Here is a 24,927-nt window from a genome sequence, read left to right on the forward strand (position 1 = left end):
CGGGCTACGCGGCGCGTTCCCCGTCTTTCCAGACCGCCGCGACGATCGGCACACCCGGCCGATAGGCCAGATGGATCCGTGACGGAGCATCCAAGAGCACCAGATCTGCTCGCATCCCGGGGGCGATACCGCCGACGTCGGTGCGCCGGAGCGCACGGGCTCCCCCCGCCGTCGCCGCCCACACCGCCTCGGCGACCGTCATCCCCATTTCGCGCACCGCGAGGGCGATCATGAGCGGCATCGAACTGGTGAAGCTCGACCCGGGGTTGCAGTCGCTCGCGAGGGCGACGGTGACCCCCCCGTCGATGAGACGGCGGGCGTCGGGATAGGGCTGGCGCGTGGAGAACTCCACTCCGGGGAGAAGCGTGGCGACCGTCTGCGAACCCGCGAGGAGAGCCACGTCGGCGTCGCTGAGGAATGTGCAGTGATCGACGGATGCGGCGCCGAGGCCGACCGCCAGGGCGACACCCGGCCCTTCTCCGAGCTGATTCCCGTGCACGCGGGGCGCGAGGCCCCGCGCGACACCCGCCGCCAAGACCCGGCGCGCCTCCGCCTCGGTGAAGGCGCCGTCCTCGCAGAAGACGTCGATCCAGCGACTGAACGGCGCGCAGCGCTCGAGCATCGGTCCGCAGACGAGGTCGAGGTAGCCGCGGCGGTCATCGGCGTACTCCGGCGGGACGACGTGCGCCCCGAGGAAGGTCACCTCGTCGGTCACCTCGGCCGCGAGGCGAGCGAGCCGCTCCTCGTCGTCGGCGGTCAGCCCGTACCCCGTCTTGATCTCCACGGTCGTCGTGCCCTGACGGCGCAGTTCCCGGATGAACCCCGCGAGGCGGCCGCGCAACTCCTCCTCACCGGCCGCGCGCGTGGCCGCGACGGTGCGACGTATGCCGCCGGCGGTATAAGGCCTGCCGGCCATCCGTGCCTCGAACTCGTCGGCGCGGTCGCCCCCGAACACCAGGTGGGTGTGCGCGTCGACGAACCCCGGCAGCACAGCCCGGCCAGCGGCATCCACCACTTTCGTGTCGGAGCCGGGCGACGGTGCGTCGCGAGCACACCCGACCCACGCGATGAGGCCGTTCCGCGCGAGGACGGCCGCATTGCGGATCGTGCCGCACGCGTCGCCGCCGCGGGCGACATTCGTGGTCAGTTCGCCGATGTTCGTGATGAGCGTCCCGCTCACGGCATTGGAACCTTCAGCCCGCGCTCGGCGGCGACCTCCCGCGCGCGGTCATAGCCGGCGTCGACGTGGCGCATGACGCCGGTGCCGGGGTCGTTGACGAGCACCCGGGCGAGTTTCTCGGCTGCGAGCGGCGTTCCGTCGGCGACGGTGACCTGGCCCGCGTGGATCGACCGACCGATGCCCACGCCGCCGCCGTGGTGGATCGACACCCACGACGCGCCCGACGCCGTGTTCAGCAGCGCGTTCAACAGCGGCCAGTCGGCGATCGCGTCAGAACCGTCGGCCATCGCCTCGGTCTCGCGGTACGGGGAGGCCACGGAGCCGGCGTCGAGGTGGTCGCGCCCGATCACGATGGGCCCGGCGAGCTCGCCGGAGGCCACCATCTCGTTGAACCTCAGGCCCGCGAGATGTCGCTCCTGGTAGCCGAGCCAGCAGATGCGCGCCGGAAGTCCCTCGAAGTGCACCGCGTCGCCGGCCTTGTCGAGCCAGCGCACGAGCCCGGCGTCGTCGGGGAACAGGGCCTTGACGGCCTCGTCGGTCTTGCGGATGTCTTCGGGGTCACCCGACAGCGCCACCCAGCGGAACGGCCCGCGCCCCTCGGCGAACTGCGGACGGATGTAAGCCGGCACGAAGCCGGGGAAGGCGAAGGCCCGGTCGAAGCCGCCCAGCTGCGCCTCGGCGCGGATCGAGTTGCCGTAGTCGAAGACCTCGGCCCCGGCATCCTGGAAGCCCACCATCGCCGCCACCTGCTCGGCCATCGACGCGCGGGCCCGCCGCGTGAACTCCACCGGGTCGCGCTCGGCCTCGACGTGCCATTCCGCCACCGAGACGCCGACGGGCAGGTACGAAAGCGGATCGTGCGCGCTGGTCTGATCGGTGACGATGTCGATCGGAACGCCTCGACGCAGAAGCTCGGGGAACACCTCCGCCGCGTTCCCCACCACCCCGACGGAGAGCGCCTGGCCCGCGGATCGGGCGGCGACGGCCCGCGCGACGGCGGTGTCGAGATCGGTGGTGTACCCGTCGAGGTAGCCGTGCTCAACACGACGCGCGAGCCGCGATTCGTCGACGTCGACGATGAGCACCGCTCCCCCGTTGAGGGTGACGGCGAGTGGCTGCGCGCCGCCCATGCCGCCGCACCCGCCGGTCAGGGTCAGCGTGCCCGCCAGCGAGTCGCGCCCCATCGATCGCGCGACGGCGGCGAAGGTCTCGTACGTCCCCTGCAGGATGCCCTGCGTGCCGATGTAGATCCACGATCCTGCGGTCATCTGGCCGTACATCGTCAGACCCAGGTGCTCGAGGCGTCGGAACTCGGGCCACGTCGCCCAGTCACCGACGAGGTTCGAGTTGGCGATGAGCACGCGGGGTGCCCACTCATGTGTGCGGAAGACGCCGACGGGCTTGCCCGACTGCACGAGCAGCGTTTCGTCGGGCTCGAGCTCGTCGAGGGTGCGGATGATCGCGTCGTAGGCCTCCCACGAGCGGGCGGCCTTTCCGGTGCCGCCGTAGACGACGAGGTCGTCGGGTCGCTCGGCGACTTCGGGGTCGAGGTTGTTCATGAGCATGCGTTTGGCAGCCTCCGCTCCCCAGCTCTTCGCGGTCCTCTCACCGCCGCGGGGCGCGCGGATCGAGCGGGCAGGGGCGTGGACGTCGGTCATGCAGTCCTCCTCGTGGGTGATCGGTGACAGGGCGGATGCCGCGGCCCGGGCGATCGCGCCGGTGGAGACGAGGTCTGTGGCAGCCTCGATCTCGGGCGAGAGGAATCGATCGGGACCGGGACCGCCGCACGCATCACGCACCAGCGCGGCGACCGCGCCGGTGGCGGGTGCGGGCGGAAGGGGCGCGCGAAGCTGCTGCGCCCGCACCCCGACCATCACCTCGATCGCCAGGACACGGGCCAGGCCGTCGAGGGCACGACGGAGTTTGCGGCCTGCGGCCCAGCCCATCGACACGTGGTCCTCCTGCATCGCCGACGACGGGATCGAGTCCACCGAGGCAGGAGCGGCGAGGCGCTTGAGCTCCGACACGATCCCGGCCGCGCCGTACTGGGCGATCATGAACCCCGAGTCGACCCCGGGCTCGTGGGCGAGGAAGGGCGGCAGGCCCTGGTTGCGCGCCACGTCGAGCGCGCGGTCGGTGCGCCGCTCCGAGATCGACGCCATGTCGGCCACGGCGATCGCGAGGAAGTCCAGCACGTAGGCGATCGGTGCGCCGTGGAAGTTGCCGTTGGATTCCACGCGACCGTCCGGTGTCACGACGGGATTGTCGATCGCGGCGGCGAGTTCGCGCGCGGCGACGGCGGAGGCGTGGGCGAGGGTGTCGCGCGCCGCACCGTGCACCTGCGGACTGCAGCGGAGCGAATAGGCGTCCTGCACCCGCGTGCACACGTCGGGATCGCGATGACTGGCGACGATGCCCGATCCGGCGAGGAGGGCCCGCAGATGCGCGGCCGAATCCCGCTGACCTGGGTGCGGCCGCAGCTGCATCAGATCGGCGGCGAAGACCGCGTCGGTTCCGAGCTGGCTTTCGATCGAGAGCGCCGCGGCGATATCGGCGGTGTCGAAGAGCATCTCCAGGTCGTGGGCGGCCAGGAGCAGCATCCCCAGCATCCCGTCGGTGCCGTTGATGAGGGCGAGTCCCTCCTTCTCCTCCAGGACGACGGGGGCGAGGGATGCCGCGGCGAGCGCCTCCCGCGCCGACGTGACGTGTCCGCCGCGCACCCGTACCTCGCCTTCCCCCATCGCCGCGAGCGCGACGTGCGCGAGGGGGGCGAGGTCGCCCGAGCACCCGAGAGAGCCGTACTCGCGGACGACCGGCGTGATCCCCGCATTCAGCATCCCCGCGTAGAGCTCGACGACCTCGGCGCGCACGCCCGTGCGTCCCGAGGCGAGGGTCTGCAGGCGCAGGAGCTGCAGCGCCCGGATCACCTCCTCTTCGACCTCGGCTCCTGTTCCGGCGGCGTGCGAGCGGATGAGGCTCGCCTGCAGCTGGCGGCGTCGTTCGGGGGCGATGAAGGTGGTCGCGAGCGCGCCGAACCCCGTCGAGATGCCGTAGTGCGGGCGCGGGTCGTCGGCGAGTCGCTCGATCAGGGCGCGGGAGGCGTCGACGCGCTCACGGGCGATGTCGTCGAGCTCGACACGAGCGTGGTCACGGGCGACGGCGACGACCTCCGTCGGTGACAGCGGTGCACCCCCGATGGAGACGTGGGGGCGGGTCGAGGAGGGAAGCGCCATACGAGCGATTCCACTCCCATTCGGCCCGGAGCGCAGGCGTTTCACGAAGGCGGTGTCTGAGATCCCAGACTCGCGGCCGTCGGTGGGATCAGTCGCCGGAACCGAGGGCGGATGCGGCATCCGTCCGGCGGAACGAGGCGATGAACTCCGCCCCGCGTCCGGGTTCGCTTCGCACCGCGAGGGTCCCTCCCATCAGCTCCATCAGGCTCCGGCTCAGAGCGAGCCCCAGACCCGTGCCCTCGTAGTGGCGTGCGAGCGAGGAGTCGGCCTGCTCGAACGGCTCGAAGATGCGCTCGAGATCGTCGGCAGCGATCCCGATGCCGGTGTCGATGACGGAGATGTCGACCCACGGCCCCCGGACGTCGGCTCGGACGGCGACTCGCCCGCCACGCGGGGTGAATTTGACGGCGTTGGACAGCAGGTTCAACAGCACCTGACGCGCCCGGACCGGGTCGGCGTCGACGACGGGGAGCCCGTCGGCCCGGTCGCGGGTGACGGTCAAGCCCTTCCCGACGGCGAGGTCGCCGGACAGACCGACCGCATCCCGGATGACCTCGCCGACGTCGACGGGTCGCAGATCGACGGTCAACTTGCTCGCCTCCGCCTTCGCGAGATCGAGGATGCCGTTGATGACCTCCAGCAGATGGCGCCCGCTGTTCTCGATCTGTTCGACATAGGCGCGCTGCTTGTCGGTGAGGGGGCCGTGGAGCTCCCGGCGGAGGATCGAGCTCAGACCGATCACCGCGTTCAGGGGGGTGCGGAGCTCGTGGCTCATCCCGGCGAGGAGTTCGTCCTTGGCCCGTGCCGTGCTCTCGGCGATGTCGCGGGCGACCCGGAGCGCCGCCTCGGTCGCCTTGCGCGACTCGATGTCGCGCGCGATCACGGTGGTGACGTCCTCGTCGTCGTATCGGCCGCGCACGAAGCTCGCCTCCACGTCGATGATCGCGCCGTCCCGGCGCAGGAGCTGCATGTCGACGGTCTTCCCGTCGGTCGAGGCCTGACGGGCGAGCTCGCGAGACCCGTCGACGCTGTCAGGCGGGAGGAATCCGGTGATCGGAGCACCGAGGACGTCGGCATCCACGTCCGCCGCATCCACCAGGTTCCGCGCCGCGCGGTTGGCCAGCACGATCCGCCCGTCGTCGGTGAAGGTGACGATCGCGTCGGCGGCCCGCTCCACGATGAGCCGGTGCAGTGCCTCGCTGTGCGCCTGCCGCCGCTCGGCTTGAGCCCGGTCGCGATCAGCCGTGACCGCCTCCATCAGGCTCCCCACGGTCGCGGTCAGGGGCGCGAGGAAGTGCACGAACTCCTCATCGAAACCACCGGGGCGATTGGCCAGGGCCACGACGCCCATCACCGCGCCGCCGCGGAGGATCGGCACGCCGAGGAACGAATCCAGCGGCGGATGACCGTAGGGGCGGCCGGCGGCACGCCGATCCTGGAGCGGCTCGTTGGAGATCACGGGCGCCTCGGTGGTCACCACCCGCCCGAAGAGGGTGTCGAGGTTGTGGAACTCCATCCCCTGCGGTCCCGCCGCGCGGAACATCTCGCGGGTCGCGTCGTTCCAGGAGATGTCCGTCATCGCCCACGTGCGGAGGAACCGCCCGTCGGCGTCCTCGAGCACCTGGGCGATGAACCCGTAGGCGCTCTCGGTCGACGCCAGCAGGTCGGACAGCAGGCCGTCGAAGAGGGGCCCGACATCGGCCCCGGCGACGTACTGATCCTGCATCCGCGTGAGGGTGTCGAGCAGTTCGTTCGACCGGCGGAGCTGGGCGTCGACGGCGTGCAGCGTGGTGACGTCTTCCATGACGCCCTCGAAGTAGACGATCTCGTCGTCGTCGTCGCGGATGGAGTGCGAGCTGATCCGCACCCACCGCAGCCCGCCGTCGCGCCGCCGGATCTGCAGGTCTTCGACGGGGATCGGCAGTCCTGCCTGCGCTCGGCGCAGGAGCCAGTCGCGGCGCGCGGGATCGGCGTAGATGTCGCGCGCGTGCAGCGACGCGAGATCGTCGAACGATGCCACGCCCAGCATCTGCAGAAGCGCCGTGTTGCCGGCGAGGAAGCGCCCCGCCGGCGAAGTGCGATACACGGCGACGGGCAGACCCTCGACGATGTCTCCGAGGACGTCGAGGCTGTGATCGGTCACCGCACCGTCGCCTCGTCCATGACGGTGCGGATCATCGCGGCAAGCTCGTCGATGTCGACGGGTTTCGACAGCACGCCCGCGCCCAGCTCGCCGGCACGCCGGAGGACGTCTGCACTCTGCGAGGCGGTGACGAAGATGATGCGAAGGTCGTCCAGCCCCTCGACGGAGGGCAGGCGACGGGCCACCTCCATCCCGTCGATCCCGGGCATCATGATGTCGAGGAACAGCAGATGCGGGCGCACCGCACCGCACCGCACCAGCCCCTCCCATCCGTTCGACGCGGACTCGACGGTCACCGCAGGATCGACGTCGGCCGCAGCCGCGCGCACCAGCTCCGCCGTGACCGGGTCGTCGTCGATGACCATCACGACGAAGTCATGGACCACGCCGAGATCCGATGCGAGCTGCTCGAGGGATGACCGGTGGCGCGGCGTCGGCTCGCTGCGCCCGCGCTCCCAGGCGTTGATCGTCGGGAAGGAGACCCCGAGCCGTCTGGCCAGTCCCTCCTGGGTGTCGCCGCTGGCTGCGCGGATGCGGGCGACGAGCTCGGGGCTGCTGATCATGGTTTCATCTTACAAATCTTTATGAAGTTCACGGAAGTCATGCCATCGCCGCGACAGGGGAATCTGCGAGCAGCATCCGGGGGTCACGGGACAGGATGCTGCCGATGTGCAGGAGATACCAGTCGACGACATCTTCGAGCGGCAGGCCCGTGGCCGCCACCCGGTTGTGCCGGACCACGTCCTCTCGCCGATCGGGGTCGTCGAGCAGCTCCCCCATCGCACGCGCGAGATCCGCATCATTCCCCGGCTCGAAGAACGACCCCGTGAAGCCCTCCTCCTCGATGAGATCCTCCAGGTCGCCGATGCGGGGAAGCACCGGCGGGCACCCGAAGGCCCCGGCCTGGTGCAGGACTCCGGAACTTCCGGTGGTCGCGGTGTACGGGAAGACGGTCAGGACGGCGTTGCGGAAGAGAGGTTCCACCTCCTCCTCGGGCACGTAGCCGAGGAAGTCGACGTCGGGGCCGCCGAGCTCGTCGGCCACAGCGTGCAGGTAGCCCGGCGTGTTGGGGCTGTCGGTGCCGGCGATGACGAGACGAAGCTCGGGTCGGTCCAGAAGCCGGAACGCGCGGATGAGGCCCTCGACCTTCTTGTAGGTCCCGAATTTCCCGAACGTCAGAATCGTCCGAGTCGGCGTGGAATCCGGCGGGGCGGCGGCGGTCGCGAAAGACCCGTGCGGGGTGAGCGCCACATTCCCGGCCCGATAGCGGCGGCGCAGGATCTCGACGTACCTCGGCATCGTGGTGGTGACCAGGTTCGAGGTGAGGATCATCCTCGTCAGGCACCACCCCACGGCACGCACCAGCGCCTCCCCCGCCCGGTTGCTGCGGAAGCCCGCGGCGCCGAGATCCACGGTCTCCATGATGTTGTGCAGGAGCGTCACCACGGGGATCCCGCTCAGCCGCAGCAGCGCCGGGGTCATCAACCCCAGGGCGGCGGCCGGCTTCGACGACCCGAAGCTGGTGAAGTGGGCGTTGACGATGACGACGTCCGCCCGGACCGCCCGGGCGGCCCGGAGGATCGAGAGCGGATTTCCGACGCTTCCGAACCGCCACGCACGGCGGATCTCCACCCCGTCGATGTCGGGGTAGGTCACCGGGAGGTCTTCCACGAGAGCCACCACCCGCACGCCGGGCTTGCGGCCGAGGGACGTGAGGAAGTGCAGGCCGTACTCGGCCAGGGTCGTGGGGCTCGGCGTCAGCGCCGTCACGACGGCGATCGTGGTGTCAGGCATGCGCGTACAGTCCTCTCGCGGCGTTCATCCGGATGCGGACGATCGAGGCCAGGAAGCGCACCGCCTCCTGCAGGGGGCGCACGGTCGAGCCCGGCGCGTCGTACCACCGCACCGGAACCTCCGCGACGGTGAGGCCCAGGCGCTCCGCCAGGTAGAGCATCTCGAGATCGAAGGCGAAACCGTCGATCGTGTGGACGGCGCACACCCTGCGCGCCGCGTCTGCGGTGAAGAGCTTGAACCCGCACTGGGTGTCGGTCACCGCGATGCCCAGGCCCAGCGAGACGAGTCGGCGCAGGCCGGTGGTCATCGCCGAGCGGAGGACGGAACGGTTGTTGACGTCGGCACCGTGCGCGGCGCGGGATCCCACCGCGACGTCCGCACCCGCGCGGAGCCGGGCGATGAGGCCGTCGATCTCCTGCACCGGGGTGGCGTTATCGGCATCGCAGAAGAGCACCATCCGACCGCGGGCCCCGGAGAACCCGCGGTGGACCGCCGCTCCCTTCCCGGCGTTCTTCGGCGCGCGCACGAGCCGCACGTTGACGTGCCCGATCAGCTCGATCAAGGCCGTCGTGGCGTCGGTCGATCCGTCGTCGGAGACCACGATCTCCCAGCACAGGTCGCGGGGCGCAAGATGCGCCACCCACGCGGCGATGGTCGGGATGATCCGCGCCTGCTCGTTGAAGGCCGGGATCACCACGCTCAGGTCGACGGGTCGAGAATTAGGGGTTTCGCGCCAGGCGACGCAGGCGGCGTAGGACGGGGATGGAGGGTTCATCGTCTTCTCATTTCGCGGAAACGGTGGGTGTGGTGGGGTGGAGCTCGCCCGCGTGCGGGCGGAGGGTGGGGCGTCGCATCCGGCGGGACACCACGAGAACGCCCTGGCCGGCGAGCGTGAGGGTCATGGTGAGCACCTGGAAGAGGATCAGGGACAGCGGGTCGGTGGCGAGGAACATCAGGATCGGCACCTGCAGCACCGCTCCGCCGAGCAGCACGGCGGCCGTTCCCGAGCGGCCGGCGGCCAGATCGACGGCGGCGATGAACGTCGACGCCGACAGGACGGTGGCGCAGAGCACCGAGGGGACGAGCAGGACGGTCGCAGCGCCGTAGGCGGGGCCGAACACGATGCGCACCGCCTCATCGCCCACTGTGGCGGCAGCGATCACGCCGAGCACACCGAGGGCGCAGATGACGCCGCCGGCGACCAGGATGATGCGTCTGCGGGCGGCCGCGGTCGCGGCGGAGGCCAGGAGCGGAACACTCACCTGGATCACGGTCCACGCCAGGAAGTACAGCGATCGGCACAGCACCGCGGCCGCGGCGTACGCTCCGGCGGCCGCCGGAGCGAACAGCGCCTTGGCGACCACCACATCCGCGTTGTTCACCAGTGCCTGCGCGAGGAGCATCATCGATGCCGAGGCCACTGCCGTTCCCAGCGCCGCGGCCGCCGTCTTGATGGAGCCGGACTCCGGACGCCGCGTCCAGGCGACGGCGGCCGATGCCAGGAACGACGCGAAGATCCCGAGGGCGGCGCCGATCGGGCCGAACCCCAACATGACGAGCGTCACGGCGATGAGGAGCCGGACACCCGCTTCGGCGGCGTAGCTCGCGGCGACCCGCGTGAACCGCAGCTGCCCCTGCAGCAGCCCACGATGAACGGCCTGGAGGAAGTACACCGGCAGGCCGGCGGCGATGATCACGAAGATCCACGGTGATGAGGTGCGCAGCAGATCGGCGAGGATCCACGCTCCGCCCCCGAGGAGGACGAGGGCCGCGGCACCGGCGACCGACGCGGCGCGCAGCAGGACACGCCGGACCGCCGGCGCGCTCGCCGGATCCGCCGCGACCGAGCGCGAGGCGACCATCTGCAGCGTCGCAGCGACGACGCTCGCGGTGAGGACCACCGTGATGGCGAGGGCGACGTCTCCGAACTGCGCAGGGTCGAGGAGGCGCACGAGCACCACGTTGAGCCCGTAGTTCACCGCACTCACGGCGACCATGGTCAGGGAGAGGACCGACGCACCGCCCAGGAGTCCGGGACGCATCCGCGCCGACAGCGGGCGAGTCATGCCGTCCTCGCTGAGATCCACGCCCGCACCCGGCCGAAATCCTGCTGGGCGCGCACGGTGAGCCGATCGACCGCGGACTGCTGCTGCTCCCGGGTCTCTCGCGGGGCGGCGGCGATCCGGCGGAGCGGCCCGAGAACGGCGTCGGCGGAGAACGGCACCGAGAGGTCGACGGCGCGATCGACGGCGCCGATCTGGTGGCTGATCTCGCGGACCTTGGTGTCGTAGATCAGAGGGACGACCGGGATGCCGAGCTTGGATGCGGTGATGAGAGCGTGCAGTCGCTCGGCGACCACCACGTCGCAGGAGCTGATGATCGACGCGACGTCGCGGTGGTCCTCGGGCGCGTGCTCGACGACGGGGACGCCGGGGAGGGAGCGGGCGAAGGCACGCAGGACGGTGGCGTCGTCGTGCTCCTTCCCGCGGGACTGCATGGGCAGGAGGTGAAGCTCGATGGACCGCTCCGCCGCGAGCACCGTCAACGCCTCGGACAGCGCCCGCATCGCGGCATCCCACAGCTCGGGTGCTTCGACATCGTGATTCAGGTTCAACGCGATGCGCCACGGCCCCGAGCCGTCGACGCGGTCGTCGTCGCCCCCGCGCAGCCAGCGAGGCGACACACCGAACACGGCATCGGTGGACGGACGGACGCGTCGGGCCGCGCCGATCCGACGGCACATCTCCAGCGAGGCCGCATCACGAACGGTGACGAAGGAGACCGAGGCCAGAATGAGCCGCGCGAGAAGCCGCCCGCGGCGCGTGCGGAGGGGTCCGACGCCGATGTTGAGCATGGCGATGGGCGTGCGGCCGGCGAGCCGCGCACCCAGAACCACCGCCCAGATCATCAGGAGCGTGGCGTACCGCGGGCGGCGGGTCGCCGCCGACAGCTCCTTCAGAATGCTCCCCCCGGCGAACACGACGAGCTCGGAGGTCCACAGGTGGCGCAGCAACGACCACCGGTCGCGAGCGGTGTCGATGAGCGTGTACAGGTAGCGGTCGCCCAGCCGCGCGGCGGTGTCTGCCCGGTCGTAGGTGTTGATCACGTAGTCGTGGTCGTCGCCGAGCTCGTGGAGGAAGGTCTCGAGCAGAAGCTCGTCGCCGATGTTGTGCTGCCCGTGGGTGCCGAGCAGCAGAATGCGACGCGGGTTCGAGCGGGATGCGTGAGATGTCATGGGGTGTCCTTCGTCGAATCGGGGAAAGGCGCGTCGTCGGGCGACGCAGCGGGTCGGGAGGGGACGACGGTGCCGACCTCATCCGGGCGCGGACGCGTCCGGGCACGGACGGTGAGTCCCGCGGCGAGCACGAGAGCCGCGGAGAGGATCAGCACCAGCCAGTCCGCCCCCAGCCCACCGGTCTCGTCGGGGGTGAGCTGTTCGACGCCGGAGGCGGCGAGATTGAGCAGCTCCTCCTCGGAGAGGTCCTCGTGCACCTCGCCGGCCGCGGGGTCGACATAGCCTTCGCTGTCGGGGCCGAAGACCTCGTAGGTGCGCGAGCACGACAGATCCGCCGCCGACACCGTGTCGGGGGCGCCGGCCTCGGTCACGCGACCGTACTCGTCGTCCGGAACGAGAAGCACGCCCTCCACGAGAAGCGGGTTGGCGTCGAGCTTGTCGAACCGCAGCGTGTGCGAACCGGCGCTGAGCTCCACCGTCCCGAGGTCGTGGTACTCGTAGCGGGAGTTCACCGGCACGAGCCCATCGGCCATCCGCTGCTCCAGGTCCGAGGGAGACAGTACCTCGGTCGCAACCGGCACGCGGTCGGACGAGTAGACCGTCTCCTCGGGGTAGAAGTCCAGCGATCCGGGAGTCGAGCGCATGTCGAGCGAGCGGACCACCTCGGCCGTCGGCGAGTCGAGGGTGAGCGCGTTGATGGTCGCCGCACCGCGGAGGAGCAGGCGGTAGCGCCCTGCCTCGGGTGCACGCAGCTGGATGGCGAAGTTCGTGGCCCGCGGCACGGCGACGAAGGAGCCCTTGAGCGTGCCGAACACCCCCGGGGTGATCATGCCGGTGCGGTTCCACTTCGTGGTCGAGAACATCAGGAACGCCCGGAACATCGGGGAGAGGTAGTAGCTGGATGCCACGATGTCGGAGTTGAAGGGGAACATCTTCGGCGACGGCGTGAAGAACGCATCCCGATGGGCGAGCGCCCATCCGTCGAGCGCCGTCGTCCCCGACGCCGCTCCGGAGAAGAAGAGCGTGTCGGGATCGCCACCCGCCGCGACGGTCTTGTCGGTGAACGGAAGGTACTCCAGGTCGTAGCAACGGCTGAGTTCCAGACGGTTCCACAGCAGGGCGAGATAGTCGCTCCACCCCGATGTGACGACCAGCGACGGCCGTTCCTCAGCCGGCGGGTCGACCAGTTCGTACAGCACGAAGCTGTCGTTCTCGAAACGCTCCTCGACGAACCCGAAGGCTTCCTGCCGCTTCATGGCCGGACCGATGTAGTCCTCCACGTCCGGCAGGTATTCCGCCCCCACTCCTCGGTTGTCCCGCAGCTTCTTGTTGACCACGAGGTAACGCAGATCGATGTCGCGGGCGACGTTGATCCACCAGTCCTGCTGGTAGTACAGGCCGCGCAGCAGCAGGAAGAACTCGAACTTGTTGGAGCTGTCACCGGTGAGCCCGTAGTAGTAGCTCGGAACATCGAGGTAGTAGATGAAGAACTTGTCGATGAACTTGTGATCGATGCCGTCCTCGGCGGTGACGAGCTTCGCCGTCTCCGTCGGAGGGAGCACGACGGTCTTCCCCTCTTCGAGCGTCTCGAGCTCGGCTTTGAGGGCGCGCAGGTCGTGCAGCGGGTATGGGGCGAGGAAGGTGCCGAAATTCCCTGAGAGCAGCACGGTGCGATAGTTCGTGTTCGACAGCAGGGGGGCGAAGAAGACGGCCCCCACCGCCACCACGGCCGCGCCCCGCAGCAGCATGGTGTCGCGGGACGACCGCCGGCCTTCGGTCACCGCCGCGTCTCGCCGCACCATCCACCGGTGGTGCAGCGCGTCGACCGACCACGCGAGGGTCAGCGACATGACCACCGGGGCGAGGACGAAGAGGAGGAGCTGGAAGCGGTGCGGGAAGCGGAGCACCTGGACGATCGTCGAGGCGATGTTCACGCTCATCGACCCGACAGGCCCCTCGACGCCCGCGAGCGTCCGCGTGACCGCCGCGAGAGACCGGTGGAAGCTCGGGAACCACTGCGGCTCGGCGTAGCCGATCGTCGCCCAGCCGGCGAACAGGGCGACGACCGCGAGGACGCCGAACAGCTGCCGGTGCGCCCGCGTCCGCAGGAGCGAGCGTCGCACGGCCGGCACGAGGAAGGGGATGAGGAAGACGAGGGTGTAGACGATGTTGCTGACCCTCGGCACCTTCGCCAGGTAGTCACCGTAGAGGACTTTGTCCATGATGCCGGCGAGGTCCCAGCTGAGGACATGGAGCCACGACACCGACGCGTCGCGGATGAAGTAGTAGTCGCCGGGCACCGTCTCGGAGAGGTTCTCCACACCGCGCAGCGCCACGAACTTCACGAAGAGGACGTACGGGATGAGCGTCACCAGCGCGAAGATGATGACGATGACGATGCCGCGGCCGAGGGTCGTGCCGCCCCAGCGGTGCAGGGCCTGCCGCAACCGCGGCATCCGGTCAGGGGATCGGACGCTGTCGAAGAGGGCGGCCGGGAACCTCTTCAACCGTCTGGGCCCGCCGGAGCGGATCCACCGGGCCAGCTCCCCGAGGGCGAGCGTGACGCCCGCGATCAGCAGGAACACCGCGAACAGCACGAGATAGTGCACCGCAGGGTTGAGCAGCACGAGCAGACTCGCGATCACCGAGCGCCGAACCCAGTGTTTCGGCTCGAACAGCAGGGCGTGCAGGACGATGAGGATCGCCATGGTCACCAGCGCCAGGCCGAGCACGAGCGTGTAGAAGTGGGTGATCTTGGCGTAGATCATGATCGCGTAGATCAGCCCGACCGGAAGGGCCGTGACGAGGGCGATCGTGACCGGCGAGAGGGTGCGGAAGACATCCGTGACGAACCACACCACCGTCCGATAGGCGGCGACGACGATGGTCGGGATCACGAGGAGGATCGCGAAGGGAAGCACGTGATAGTGCCGGAGCCAGGTGGTGAGGAACGAGTAGCGCACGCGGAACTCGTATCCGTGCGTGAGCTGATTGAACTCGCCCGCTGCCTGCTCGAGCAGCTGGCTGTTGACGTTGAAGAAGGGCACCAGCTCGTCGCCGACGATGACCGCGTCACCGCGCAGCACCGAGGGGATGGCTGCCAGGACGTCGCGGAAGACGACGAACGCGATGATGAAGAAGAGCACCGACACCACCCGAGCGACACGTCGGCCGGCGCGGACCTCCGACGAGCGGTCGGATGATGCGATGCTCACGTGACGATCGCCAGAACTGCGCGGTCGTCGACCGCAGGCATCCACCCCGCGTGGTTCTCGAGGGCGTCGAACGTGCGGGCGACGATCACGGAAGGGTCCGACGTCGGCGTCGATCGCAGCGCGGTCGCGAGACCGGCGAGACCCAGAGGCGATCCGTTCGGATCCTCCTGATCGACGACACCGTCGCTGACCACGACGAGGGCGCTGCCGGTCCCCCTGTCCCAGGCGCGTTCGACGCTGCCGCCGACGTCGACGCCCATGGGCGGGCAGGTGGCGGCGACGTGGCTCACCCGGCCGCGATCCACGCGCATGATCGGGTGGTGACCGGCGGAAACCAGGCGGACGAGCCCCGCGCGGGTGTCGACGGCGACGATCGCGAGGGTGATGATGCTGCTCGTCCGGTCGAGCGCGCCGCGCATCGAACTCGACACGGCGCGGAGGATCCGGGCGGGGTTCGGACCGAGGTCCTGCGCGTGGTGCTGCAGGCTCCCGAGCGCCATCGCGGCGAGGAGGGAGGCCGCGACACCCTTGCCCGACACGTCACCGAGCACGGCGATGAGGTGTTCGTCGACGCGGAGGACGTCGACGAAGTCCCCGCCGACGCCCGAGAGGTTCCGCACGTCTCCCGCCGCGGCGGTGCCGGCCGCGCGCTGGTGAGAGGACGTCGCCAGGGCGCTCTGGACGCGCGCGGCCTGGGTGATCGGATCGTCCCACGCGGCGGCGGGGGGTGCGGGGGCGAGGAGCGTCATCGTTCCACCGCGATCCGTGCGGGCCCGCGATCCGCGGAGACGTCCGCCACGACCGGGAACACACCGTCCAGTCGGGTGAGCTCGAGGATGATGCGGGCCGGGTCTGACACCGCAACGAGCGTCACGACGCCGCCGCTCGCGGTGCACGCCTTCAGGGTTCGCACCAGACATGCCAGCGCGCTCGAATCCATGAATTCCACGCCGGCCAGATCGATCTCGACGTTTGCGCGATCCGGGCCGATCTCGCTGATGACGAGACGCTCGTACTCTTCGGCGCAGTGCGCATCGAAGCGTCCGGCCAGCGTCACGGCGACGACGTCCGTGTCGGCGGTGACAGAGATGTCCATGATTCCTCCTTGGGGCCCGCCCGACGTCTTCGGGTGACGAGGGGCATCCGCTCACGCGGTGGCAGGTTGACTTTATAGTCCTTTATATACCCATGTCAACGCATGATGCGCCATTCTGGGGATCATGAGCGCGACGACGGAAGGCACCGGGCGCGCGGTGCCGGCGGCAGACCACGCGCTGCGGATCCTCGAGCTCATGGCGCAGCAGGCCGGGCCGGTGACGGCGCACGCCGTGGCGACGTCACTCTCGCTCCCCCGCTCGAGCGTCTACCATCTGCTCGGCACCCTCGCCCGGCGGGGATTCGTCGTCCACCTGCCGGATGAACACCGCTGGGGCCTGGGGATCGGCGCCTTCGAGCTGGCCGGGGGATTCGCGCGACAGCAGCCGCTCGCTCGCCTGGGGCGCCCCCTGGTGGCGAGCCTCGTCGACCGAATCGGGGAGAGCGCGCATCTGGCGGTGATGAGTGGGCGCGACGTGGTCTATATCGTCGAGGAGCGCGCGCCGCACCGGCCCACCCTGGTCACCGACGTCGGAGTCCGACTGCCGTCGCATCTGACCGCGACGGGCCGCGCGATGCTCGCCGGCCTACCCAAGGAGCAGGTCAGAGCCCTCTACCCCGACGCGTCGGTGTTCTCCGATCGGACCGGACGAGGACCCCGCACTCCCGGCGAGCTCCGGGAACTGCTCCGCCAGGCTCGTCTGGACGGGCTCGCCGTCGAAGAGGGCGAGGTGACCCTCGGCTTCCGCTCGATCGCGGCATGCGTCACCGATCACACCGGATGGCCGGCTGCCGCGATCGCGGTCACGTGGGACGAGGATCGCCCCCCGGCCCGCGATGATGTCGCCGACCTGATTCGCCGGACCGCGGCCGAGCTCTCGCGGCGCATCGGCGGATGATCGTCGCTTCGCCCCGCTCAGCGCACGACGAGGCGGGGTTGAACGAGCATCCGCTCGGGCGGACTCTCGCCGGTGGAGATGCGCCGCCCCGAATCGTCGGTCAACAGATCGAGCGCCGCGGCGGCGACGAGCTCCGGCGACTGCTCCACGCTGGACAGCCCGAGCGCCTCGGCGACGGGCGTGTTGTCGAATCCGAACAGTCCGATGTGCGTGGCGCCGGTGTCCATGGCCGCGAGATGCGCGCCGACGGCCAGCGAGTCGCTCGCGCAGACCACCGCGTCGATCCGGCTCCGCGTGTGCGGATCGGTGAACGCCGCGGTCATCACGCTCCGCGCTGCGGCGACACCGTCGGGCACGCGATACGCCGGCGCGGAGTCGGCGCCCGCGCCCATCGCCTCGCGCCACCCGCGCTCCCGGTCATCGCCCGTCCCTGCGTCCGCCGGCCAGCCGAGCCAGGCGACGCCGGGCCCGGAGGCCTGAAGCGCATACTCGGTGGCGGCGCGCGTTCCCGCCGCGCCGTCGACATCGACCCACGAGTGGCCGGACTCCCAGACATCGCCCCCGCCCCAGGGCCTGCCGAACGCGACGTAGGGGACGCCCCGGCCGTCCAGCCATCCGGCGCGGGGATCGCCGAATGCCGTTCCGGTGATCACGGCGGCATCGATCTCGCCCCCCTCGACCAGGTCGCTGAGCCGGGTGATCTCCTCTTCCCGACTGGCGGCGCTGTAGATGAGGACGCGCAGTCCGCGTTCGGTGGCATTCTCGGTCAGCGCATGGATGAAGCGGTCGAGGATGACCCCCGAGATCCCGCCGCTGAAGGGATCGATGTGCACGCCGATGGTGGAGCTCCGGCGCGTGCGCAGACTGCGCGCGGCCACGTGGGGTCGGTAGGCGAGCTCGTCGATCGCGCGCTGCACGCGTTCCCGCGTCTCCTCCCGCACGATCGCCGGAGTGTTGATCACGTTCGACACCGTCTGGCGCGACACCCCCGCGCGACGCGCGACGTCTTCGACGGTCGGAGCTTTCGCCATCTTCCGCCCCCCGGTGGTGTGGACAAAGACTGGATCTGAACGATCAAATCGTTACTTGAGCGTAGCCGTTCGGCGTTGACACCCGAAAGACCACCGACTTATTGTTTTCCCGACACCGGATTTGAACGTTCATATTTGATCGATCAAAGAACCCCGGACCAGCTCACCGGTGTCGCGACTTCATTCAAAGGAGAGGGAGACATGACACGCAGGAAGATGCGCGCCGCCTTCGGCGCGGGAGCGATCCTCACCGCCGGAGCCCTGGTGCTGACCGGATGCGGCGGAGGAAGCTTCGACGACGGCGGCGGCGGAGCCGCGGCCGACGGCGAGCTGACCTCCTCCGACGAGCCCATCAGCGTCCTCATCGCGTCGAGCGGCGAGGCCGAGGCCACAGCCGTCGAAGAGGCCGTCGCCGCGTGGTCGGCCGAATCCGGCGTCGAGGCGAGCGTCGAGATCGCCAGCGACCTCAACCAGCAGCTCGCGCAGGGCTTCGCCGCGGGGTCGCCGCCGGATCTGTTCTACCTCTCCCCCGACGCCCTCGCCGGCTACGCCGACAACGGCTCGCTGCGGGCGTATGGCGATGAGCTCTCCAATGCGGGCGACTTCTATGCGCCGCTGGTGGAGAACTTCACCTACGAGGACGAGTTCTACTGCGCCCCGAAGGACTTCTCGACCCTGGCGCTCATCATCAACACCGACCTGTGGGCGGCCGCAGGGCTGACCGAAGACGACGTGCCGACCACGTGGGAGGAGCTCGCCACGGTCAGCCAGACCCTCACCACCGGCGGTGTCACCGGCCTCGCCTTCGGTCCCGAGGTGCAGCGCGTCGGCGCCTTCATGGCCCAGGCCGGCGGCGGCCTCGTCACCGACGGCGCAGCCACGGCGAACAGCCCCGAGAACGTCGAGGCCCTGGAGTACGTCAAGACCAACCTCGAGGGCGGCAACTTCGCCTACGCCACCGACATCGGCGCCGGGTGGGGCGGTGAGGCGTTCGGCCTCGGCTCTGCCGCGATGGTGATCGAGGGCAACTGGATCGAGGGGGCCATGCGCAACGACTACCCCGACGTGAACTACCTCGTCGCCCAGCTGCCCGAGGGCCCCGGCGGCCCCGGAACCCTGCAGTTCACCAACTGCTGGGGCATGGCCGCCGACAGCCCCAACCAGCAGGCCGCCCTCGAGCTGGTGGAGTACCTGACCGCCTCCGAGCAGCAGCTGGCCTTCTCCGAGGCCTTCGGCATCATGCCGTCGCTGGAGACCACCGCCGACGCGTGGCGCGAGGCCAACCCCGACCTCGCCGCCTTCATCGACGGCGCGGAGTACGCGCAGTTCCTGCCGACGCAGGCCGACGCCGCGGCCGTCATCACCGACTTCAACGCGCAGCTGGAGTCGCTGGCCGAGTCCGACCCGACGACCATCCTCGACTCGGTGCAGGGCAACCTCGAGGCCGTGGTCGGCTGACATGACCGCCACGGTCACCACCCCCCGCGTCGGATCCCGCAACACCGGGATCCGACGCGGGGAGGCCGCCGCGGGGTGGGTGTTCGTCCTCCCCGTCATCCTCATCCTGGGTCTGTTCCTGCTGATCCCGGTACTGATGGCGCTCTGGGTGAGTTTCTCCGACTGGGCGGGACGGGGAAGCCCCCTGTCGGGATCGGTGAACTTCGTCGGCCTGGAGAACTACGCCGCGGTGACCACCGGTGGCGGGCTCGCCGAGCGCGACTTCGGGATCTCGCTGCGCAACATCGCCTGGTACGTGCTGCTCGTCGTCCCGCTCCAGACCGCGCTGTCGCTCTTCCTGGCGGTCCTGGTGAACCGCGCGGTCCTCCGCGGCCGCGGATTCTTCCGCACCGCGTTCTACTTCCCCTCCGTCACCTCCTCGGTGGCGATCACGATCCTGTGGCTGTTCCTCTTCTCGCAGACCGGTGTGGTCAACGCCGTCCTCGCCTGGATCGGCATCTCGGGGCCGAACTGGTTCCAAGAGCCGAGCGGCATCGTCCACAACGCCCTCGCCGGCATCGGGATCACCACCGGTCCGGAGGCGCTCACGCAGACCGACGTGCTCGGCGTGAGCCTGTGGGAGTGGCTCGCCGGCCCCTCCGTCGCCCTGTCGGCCTTCATCCTCATGGCCGTCTTCACCACGAGCGGCACGTTCATGCTGCTCTTCATCGCGGCCCTGCAGAACGTCGGCGGCGAGCTCGGTGAGGCCGGGATGATGGACGGCGCCAACGGCTGGCAGCGGTTCTGGCACATCACCCTCCCGCAGCTGCGCCCGACGATCTTCACCGTCGTGACCCTCGGGGTCATCGGCGGCTGGCAGGTCTTCGACCAGATCTACACCGGCACCGAAGGCGGCCCGGCCAAGACCACCGTCACCCCCGCCTACCTGTCGTACGAGGCGGCGTTCACCCGTCAGGAGTGGGGCGAGGGGTCGGCGATCGCCTTCCTGCTCTTCCTCATCATCATCTTCTTCACGATCATCCAGCGCTGGGTGCTGCGTGAACGCGGGGTGTCCAAGCGACGCGCCGCACGCTACGAAGTGAAGGGGGGCCGGTCATGAGCGAGACCCTGCCTCCGCAGGCGAAGGTCGCCCAGGTCGATCCGGGCCGACCCGCTCCCGCGCCTCGCCCCCGCCGCAACGGCCTCTCCCGCCGGGTCAGCGGTCAGATCTTCCTGTACGCGCTGCTGGTGATCCTCGCGATCATCTACATCTTCCCGTTCCTCGTGCAGGTCGCGACCTCGTTCAAGACCGACTCCGAAGCGGCGAGCAACGCGCTCTCCCTCTTCCCGCAGACGGTGACGTTCGCGGCGTACGAGACCCTCTTCGGCCGGAGCGACTTCCCGCTGTGGTTCGTCAACTCCACGATCGTCACGGTGGTGGTCACCCTCGGCCGGGTGTTCTTCGTCTCCCTCGCCGGGTACGCCCTCGCCCGTCTGCACTTCCGGGGTCGCGGTGCGATCTTCGCCCTCGTCGTCGCCGTCATGGCGGTGCCGGCGGTGGTGCTCCTCATCCCGAAGTTCCTCGTGCTCAATCAGATCGGCATCTACGACACCTATGCCGCGATGATCCTGCCGCTCCTCGTCGATGCCGCCGGGGTGTTCATCATGAAGAACTTCTTCGAGTCCATCCCGGTCTCGGTCGAGGAGCAGGCACGCATCGACGGCGCAGGCGCCTTCCGGGTGTTCTGGTCGGTGGTGCTGCCGATGGCGCGGCCCGCTCTCATCACCATCGTGATCCTGTCGTTCCAGGGATCGTGGAACGAGCTCAGCCACTTCATCGTCGCCACGCAGTCCCCTGAGCTGACGACCCTCACCAAGGGCGTCGCGTCGCTGGCCTCCGGTCAGCTCAGTCAGGGCACGCAGTATCCGATCAAGCTCGCCGCAGCGCTGATCATGACGATCCCCGTGGCCGTGCTGTTCTTCATCTTCCAAAAGCGCATCATGAACACCAGCGAAGGAGCCGTCAAAGGATGAACCCCCTCACCGAGCCCGCGACCCGCACGCGCCAGCCGCTGCTCGACGACGCGGTCATCGCGCTGCGCGCGCCCACCCAGGTGTGGTCGCGCGAGACCGGCGACGCCGGCGCGGGCGCGATCGACGGGGTCTACCACGGCGACGTCCGGCACGTGCGCGAGCTGGAGCTGACCTGCGACGAGTCCGATGTCGAATGGATCTCGATCGCTCCCGACGGCCCCTCGCGGGTGGTCTTCAGCGCGGTGCTGCGCGGGCTCGACGACGACACCCCCGACCCCAAGGTGCGGCTGCTGCGGGATCGCGTCGTCGCCCCCGGCGAGGTGCGTGAGACCTGGACGCTGCGCTCCGCGCGCGACGAACCGGTGTCGGCGACCCTCCGACTGCGCGTCGGTGCCGAATTCGCATCGCTCCACGACGTCAAGGGCGGCCGTCCCGAAGCGGCGGTCACCGAGGTGCACGGGACGGATGCCACGGCGTCGGCTCGTTCTCAGACGGCGTCGTTCCTTCTCAAGGCCACCGGCGGCGCGGTCGAGACGAGCGGATCCGACATCCGTGCGGCATGGTCGATCACCCTCCCCGCCCGCGGCGAGGCGACGGTCTCCTGGCGGATGATCCTGGAAGACACCACCGTCGTCGTATCCGGGGTGTCGCACCCGAGCCGCATCGACGTCCCGGCCGCCGTGCAGGCGGCCGGCGGCGGCGATCCGCGTCTCGGCCGGTGGCTGGAAGTCGCCCTCGGCGACCTCGAGGCCCTGCGGCTCACCCTCCCCGACGAGCGGGACGATGCGTTCTACGCGGCCGGCGCGCCGTGGTTCTTCACGCTGTTCGGTCGGGATTCGCTCTGGGCGGCACGCCTCGCCCTTCCGCTCGACGTCGGCATGACGGCATCCACCCTTCGCGTGCTCGCGCGTCTGCAGGGCGACCGCGACGAGCCCGACTCGGCGCAGGAGCCCGGGAAGATCCTCCACGAGCTGCGTTCCACCACCCTCGAACAGCCGGGTGAGGGAATCGCCCTCCCCCCGCTGTACTACGGGACGGTCGATGCGACTGCGCTGTGGGTGTGCCTCCTCGCCGACGCGTGGCGCGCGGGAATGCCCGAGGCGGAGGTCGCGGCGCTCGTGCCCGCTCTGCGCGGGGCTCTGGACTGGCTGGTGCATCACGGCGACAACGACGGCGACGGCTTCATCGACTATCTCGATCGCACCGGCCACGGCCTCGCCAACCAGGGGTGGAAGGACTCGGGAGACTCGATCCAGTGGCGCGACGGACGCCTCGCCGAGGGGCCGATCGCGCTGTGCGAGGTGCAGGGCTACGCCTACGAGGCGGCCCTCGCCGGGGCCGAGATCCTCGAGGCGTTCACGGGCGACGCCGAGGAGGCAGCCCGGCTGCGGGCCTGGGCGCGTGAGCTGCGTGAGCGCTTCGCTGCGGCGTACTGGGTGGAGACCCCCGAGGGACGCTATCCGGCAGTCGCCCTCGACCGGCACAAGCAGCCCGTCGACACCCTGACCAGCAACATCGGCCATCTCCTCGGCACCGGCATCCTCGACGCCGCCGATGAGGCGCACGTCGCTCGGCTGCTCCTGGGCGCGTCGCTGTCGAGCGGCTTCGGCATCCGCACGATGTCCACGGGCGCAGCGGGCTATTGGCCGTTGTCGTACCACGGCGGGAGCGTCTGGACGCACGACACGGCCATCGCCGCGCACGGGATGCTGCGCGCCGGCCTTCACACGGAGGCGGAGGAGGTCGTCGCCGGCATGCTCGCCGCGGCAGAGGCGTTCTCCTACCGGGTGCCCGAGCTCCACTCCGGCGATCCGATCACCGAGACCTCGCGCCCCGCTCCCTACCCCGCGGCCTGCCGGCCGCAGGCGTGGTCGGCGGCTGCCGCTGTCGTGGCGCTCAGTGCGGTGCAGGGGCGCTGACGGCCCGCCCGCTCAGTCGACCTTCGACACCGTCCCACCGGTGAGGCCGACCAGCTCGTCGAAGGTGAGCGGGAAGACGGTGTGCGGGGTGCCGCCGGCGGCCCAGATCTCGGGGTACTGCGCGAGATCCTCGTCGACCACGGTGGGAAGCGGCGCCGGATGACCGGTGGGGGCCACTCCCCCGATCGCCTGGCCCGTAGCATCCCGCACCTGCTCCGGCGTCGCACGTCGGATCGATTCGCGCCCGAGACGGGCTGCGAGGGCGACGGTGTCGACGCGGTGGGCGCCGCTCGTCATCACCAGGAGCGGTTCGCCGTCGCTCCAGAACACCAGGCTGTTCGCGATCGCGCCCACCTCGACACCCAGCGCCTCGGCGGCGAGGACGGCGGTCGACGCGGCATCGGGGAGCACGACGATGTCGCCGGCGATTCCGGCGGCGCGGAGGGCGTCATGGACGAGACGGCTGCGGGGCGGGAGCGAGGAGGTCATGCCCGCCAGCCTAGGGTCGCGGCGCGGCACTGTTGAGCGGGCACAGTTGAACCGCGGCGCCGGCGATGATGCAATGGAGTCGGATGCGGCGAAGCGGCCGCATCCGACAGAGCACGCCCACAAGGCCCGCCGAAAGAGGACGCGATGACGCACACCCTGCCCCTGCCCGATTTCACCCACGAGCGCGTGGAGGTGATCACGGGGCGGCGGAGCGGACTGTTCCTCGCGGTGGCCCTGCACTCCTCCGTCCTCGGCTCCGCGCTCGGTGGCGCCCGCCTGTGGACCTACCCGCACTGGAGCGATGCCCTCGGCGACGCCCTGCGCCTCTCGGCGGCGATGACCCTGAAGAACGCCGCCGCGGGCCTCGACGCCGGAGGCGGCAAGGCGGTCATCGCGCTTCCTGAGGGGACGATTCTCGACGCCGAGCGCCGGCGGGCCGCCTTCCTCGATCTCGGCGACGCCGTCGAAGCCCTGAACGGTCTGTACCGCACGGCAGAGGACGTCGGCTCGACCACCGACGACATGCTCACGGTCCACGAGCGCACCGAGCACGTCGTCGGCCTCCCCGACGCCGTCGGCGGCTCGGGTGAGCCGGCAGGCCCCACGAGCCTCGGGGTCTACGCGTCGCTCCGGGCGACCCTCGAGCGCGTGACCGGAAGTGCGGATGTCGCGGGCCGACGCATCACGATCTCCGGCCTCGGACAGGTCGGCAGTCGCCTCGCGCTGCGCCTGGCCGCCGAGGGAGCCGTCCTCACGGTGACCGATGTGAATCCCGCCAAGCGCGACCTCGCCCGCGAGCTGCAGGCCTCCTGGAGCGAGCCCGGATTCGAGCACCTCGTGCCGGCCGACATCTTCGTCCCCGCGGGGATCGGTGGCCTCCTCACCTCCGAGGTCATCGACGACCTCGACGCGCGCGCTGTCTGCGGCCCGGCGAACAACCCGCTGGCCGAGCACGCCGGCGCTGACCGGCTCGCGGCGCGGGGCATCCTCTACGCCCCCGACTTCGTCGTGAACGCGGGCGGGGTGATCTACCTCGACCTCGAGGCGAAGAAGCTCGGCACGCGCGAAGAGATCATGGACCGGGTCGCCGGCATCGGCGACACCCTCCGCCGGGTCTTCGACGACGCCGCCGAGCGCGGCATCACGCCGCTGATGGCCGCCGAGGGGCTCGCCGCGCAGCGGCTGTCGGTCGGACAGGAACAGCACACGCTCGCGCACTGATC

At 70.1% G+C, this 24,927-nt stretch carries 19 protein-coding genes and 1 pseudogene; 6 read left to right on the plus strand and 14 right to left on the minus strand.

What is annotated here, in order from left to right; genetic code table 11:
• Positions 1-4 precede the first annotated feature (4 nt).
• The 12 genes and pseudogenes from hutI to DT073_RS12640 form a co-directional block, all read right to left on the minus strand.
• Positions 5-1,180, minus strand: a complete 1,176-nt coding sequence (hutI, locus tag DT073_RS12590) for an imidazolonepropionase (RefSeq protein ID WP_124293696.1) — start codon at positions 1,178-1,180, stop codon at positions 5-7.
• Complete coding sequence (hutU, locus tag DT073_RS16080; protein ID WP_240638855.1) at positions 1,177-2,838, minus strand: urocanate hydratase; 1,662 nt, start codon at positions 2,836-2,838, stop codon at positions 1,177-1,179. The genes hutI and hutU overlap by 4 nt, the downstream gene beginning before the upstream one ends.
• A 42-nt stretch (positions 2,839-2,880) precedes the next feature.
• Positions 2,881-4,533, minus strand: a pseudogene (gene hutH, locus DT073_RS16085) (histidine ammonia-lyase); the annotation flags it as partial.
• Complete coding sequence (locus DT073_RS12600) at positions 4,502-6,556, minus strand: ATP-binding protein (RefSeq protein WP_124293698.1); 2,055 nt, start codon at positions 6,554-6,556, stop codon at positions 4,502-4,504. The pseudogene hutH and the gene DT073_RS12600, both read right to left, overlap by 32 nt.
• Positions 6,553-7,119, minus strand: coding sequence for a response regulator (locus tag DT073_RS12605; protein ID WP_124293699.1), 567 nt, complete (start codon positions 7,117-7,119; stop codon positions 6,553-6,555). Before DT073_RS12605 ends, DT073_RS12600 begins: the two co-directional genes overlap by 4 nt.
• A gap of 37 nt (positions 7,120-7,156) precedes the next feature.
• A complete protein-coding gene (locus DT073_RS12610; RefSeq protein ID WP_124293700.1) occupies positions 7,157-8,350 on the minus strand; it encodes a glycosyltransferase in 1,194 nt (397 codons plus the stop codon).
• On the minus strand, positions 8,343-9,125 hold the full coding sequence (locus tag DT073_RS12615; protein WP_124293701.1) for a dolichyl-phosphate beta-glucosyltransferase: 783 nt from the start codon (positions 9,123-9,125) through the stop codon (positions 8,343-8,345). Before DT073_RS12615 ends, DT073_RS12610 begins: the two co-directional genes overlap by 8 nt.
• A 7-nt stretch (positions 9,126-9,132) precedes the next feature.
• Positions 9,133-10,416, minus strand: a complete 1,284-nt coding sequence (locus DT073_RS12620) for an oligosaccharide flippase family protein (protein WP_124293702.1) — start codon at positions 10,414-10,416, stop codon at positions 9,133-9,135.
• Complete coding sequence (locus DT073_RS12625; RefSeq protein ID WP_124293703.1) at positions 10,413-11,585, minus strand: polysaccharide pyruvyl transferase family protein; 1,173 nt, start codon at positions 11,583-11,585, stop codon at positions 10,413-10,415. Before DT073_RS12625 ends, DT073_RS12620 begins: the two co-directional genes overlap by 4 nt.
• A complete protein-coding gene (locus DT073_RS12630) occupies positions 11,582-14,800 on the minus strand; it encodes a hypothetical protein (protein WP_124293704.1) in 3,219 nt (1,072 codons plus the stop codon). Before DT073_RS12630 ends, DT073_RS12625 begins: the two co-directional genes overlap by 4 nt.
• Positions 14,797-15,549: a PP2C family protein-serine/threonine phosphatase gene (locus tag DT073_RS12635; RefSeq protein ID WP_124293705.1), complete on the minus strand. Its 753-nt coding sequence runs from the start codon at positions 15,547-15,549 to the stop codon at positions 14,797-14,799. Before DT073_RS12635 ends, DT073_RS12630 begins: the two co-directional genes overlap by 4 nt.
• Positions 15,546-15,896 (minus strand): STAS domain-containing protein, encoded by a 351-nt coding sequence (locus DT073_RS12640; protein ID WP_124293706.1) that lies wholly within the window; start codon positions 15,894-15,896, stop codon positions 15,546-15,548. The genes DT073_RS12635 and DT073_RS12640 overlap by 4 nt, the downstream gene beginning before the upstream one ends.
• Before the next feature lie 124 nt (positions 15,897-16,020).
• Between DT073_RS12640 and DT073_RS12645 the strand changes: the two genes are divergently transcribed.
• Positions 16,021-16,794: an IclR family transcriptional regulator gene (locus DT073_RS12645; protein ID WP_124293707.1), complete on the plus strand. Its 774-nt coding sequence runs from the start codon at positions 16,021-16,023 to the stop codon at positions 16,792-16,794.
• 17 nt (positions 16,795-16,811) lie between these two features.
• On the opposite strand, the gene DT073_RS12650 is transcribed toward DT073_RS12645, so the two are convergent.
• Positions 16,812-17,825: a LacI family DNA-binding transcriptional regulator gene (locus DT073_RS12650; RefSeq protein WP_124293708.1), complete on the minus strand. Its 1,014-nt coding sequence runs from the start codon at positions 17,823-17,825 to the stop codon at positions 16,812-16,814.
• Between the two features lie 201 nt (positions 17,826-18,026).
• On the opposite strand from DT073_RS12650, the gene DT073_RS12655 reads away from it, so the two are divergent.
• The 4 genes from DT073_RS12655 to DT073_RS12670 are packed head-to-tail and all read left to right on the plus strand — an operon-like array spanning position 18,027 to position 23,215.
• A complete protein-coding gene (locus tag DT073_RS12655; RefSeq protein ID WP_124293709.1) occupies positions 18,027-19,283 on the plus strand; it encodes a sugar ABC transporter substrate-binding protein in 1,257 nt (418 codons plus the stop codon).
• Position 19,284: 1 nt separating this feature from the next.
• Complete coding sequence (locus tag DT073_RS12660) at positions 19,285-20,382, plus strand: carbohydrate ABC transporter permease (protein WP_124293710.1); 1,098 nt, start codon at positions 19,285-19,287, stop codon at positions 20,380-20,382.
• Positions 20,379-21,296 (plus strand): carbohydrate ABC transporter permease, encoded by a 918-nt coding sequence (locus DT073_RS12665; protein ID WP_124293711.1) that lies wholly within the window; start codon positions 20,379-20,381, stop codon positions 21,294-21,296. The genes DT073_RS12660 and DT073_RS12665 overlap by 4 nt, the downstream gene beginning before the upstream one ends.
• On the plus strand, positions 21,293-23,215 hold the full coding sequence (locus DT073_RS12670) for a glycogen debranching N-terminal domain-containing protein (protein WP_124293712.1): 1,923 nt from the start codon (positions 21,293-21,295) through the stop codon (positions 23,213-23,215). Before DT073_RS12665 ends, DT073_RS12670 begins: the two co-directional genes overlap by 4 nt.
• Before the next feature lie 12 nt (positions 23,216-23,227).
• Here the strand turns inward: DT073_RS12670 and DT073_RS12675 are convergent, their stop codons facing one another.
• Positions 23,228-23,704 (minus strand): YbaK/EbsC family protein, encoded by a 477-nt coding sequence (locus DT073_RS12675; RefSeq protein WP_124293713.1) that lies wholly within the window; start codon positions 23,702-23,704, stop codon positions 23,228-23,230.
• Positions 23,705-23,848: 144 nt separating this feature from the next.
• On the opposite strand from DT073_RS12675, the gene DT073_RS12680 reads away from it, so the two are divergent.
• Positions 23,849-24,925: a Glu/Leu/Phe/Val dehydrogenase family protein gene (locus tag DT073_RS12680; protein WP_124293714.1), complete on the plus strand. Its 1,077-nt coding sequence runs from the start codon at positions 23,849-23,851 to the stop codon at positions 24,923-24,925.
• Positions 24,926-24,927: the final 2 nt, after the last annotated feature.

The sequence above is a fragment of the Microbacterium sp. ABRD28 genome, assembly GCF_003850245.1.
Lineage (GTDB): Bacteria > Actinomycetota > Actinomycetes > Actinomycetales > Microbacteriaceae > Microbacterium.

Bases quoted from the DNA above. Each gene is read 5' to 3' on its own strand.
- hutU (WP_240638855.1), bottom strand. From the start codon at position 2,838: ATGACCGACGTCCACGCCCCTGCCCGCTCGATCCGCGCGCCCCGCGGC.
- DT073_RS12605 (WP_124293699.1), bottom strand. From the start codon at position 7,119: ATGATCAGCAGCCCCGAGCTCGTCGCCCGCATCCGCGCAGCCAGCGGC.
- DT073_RS12610 (WP_124293700.1), bottom strand. From the start codon at position 8,350: ATGCCTGACACCACGATCGCCGTCGTGACGGCGCTGACGCCGAGCCCC.
- DT073_RS12615 (WP_124293701.1), bottom strand. From the start codon at position 9,125: ATGAACCCTCCATCCCCGTCCTACGCCGCCTGCGTCGCCTGGCGCGAA.
- DT073_RS12620 (WP_124293702.1), bottom strand. From the start codon at position 10,416: ATGACTCGCCCGCTGTCGGCGCGGATGCGTCCCGGACTCCTGGGCGGT.
- DT073_RS12625 (WP_124293703.1), bottom strand. From the start codon at position 11,585: ATGACATCTCACGCATCCCGCTCGAACCCGCGTCGCATTCTGCTGCTC.
- DT073_RS12635 (WP_124293705.1), bottom strand. From the start codon at position 15,549: ATGACGCTCCTCGCCCCCGCACCCCCCGCCGCCGCGTGGGACGATCCG.
- DT073_RS12640 (WP_124293706.1), bottom strand. From the start codon at position 15,896: ATGGACATCTCTGTCACCGCCGACACGGACGTCGTCGCCGTGACGCTG.
- DT073_RS12645 (WP_124293707.1), top strand. From the start codon at position 16,021: ATGAGCGCGACGACGGAAGGCACCGGGCGCGCGGTGCCGGCGGCAGAC.
- DT073_RS12650 (WP_124293708.1), bottom strand. From the start codon at position 17,825: ATGGCGAAAGCTCCGACCGTCGAAGACGTCGCGCGTCGCGCGGGGGTG.
- DT073_RS12655 (WP_124293709.1), top strand. From the start codon at position 18,027: ATGACACGCAGGAAGATGCGCGCCGCCTTCGGCGCGGGAGCGATCCTC.
- DT073_RS12660 (WP_124293710.1), top strand. From the start codon at position 19,285: ATGACCGCCACGGTCACCACCCCCCGCGTCGGATCCCGCAACACCGGG.
- DT073_RS12665 (WP_124293711.1), top strand. From the start codon at position 20,379: ATGAGCGAGACCCTGCCTCCGCAGGCGAAGGTCGCCCAGGTCGATCCG.
- DT073_RS12670 (WP_124293712.1), top strand. From the start codon at position 21,293: ATGAACCCCCTCACCGAGCCCGCGACCCGCACGCGCCAGCCGCTGCTC.
- DT073_RS12675 (WP_124293713.1), bottom strand. From the start codon at position 23,704: ATGACCTCCTCGCTCCCGCCCCGCAGCCGTCTCGTCCATGACGCCCTC.
- DT073_RS12680 (WP_124293714.1), top strand. From the start codon at position 23,849: ATGACGCACACCCTGCCCCTGCCCGATTTCACCCACGAGCGCGTGGAG.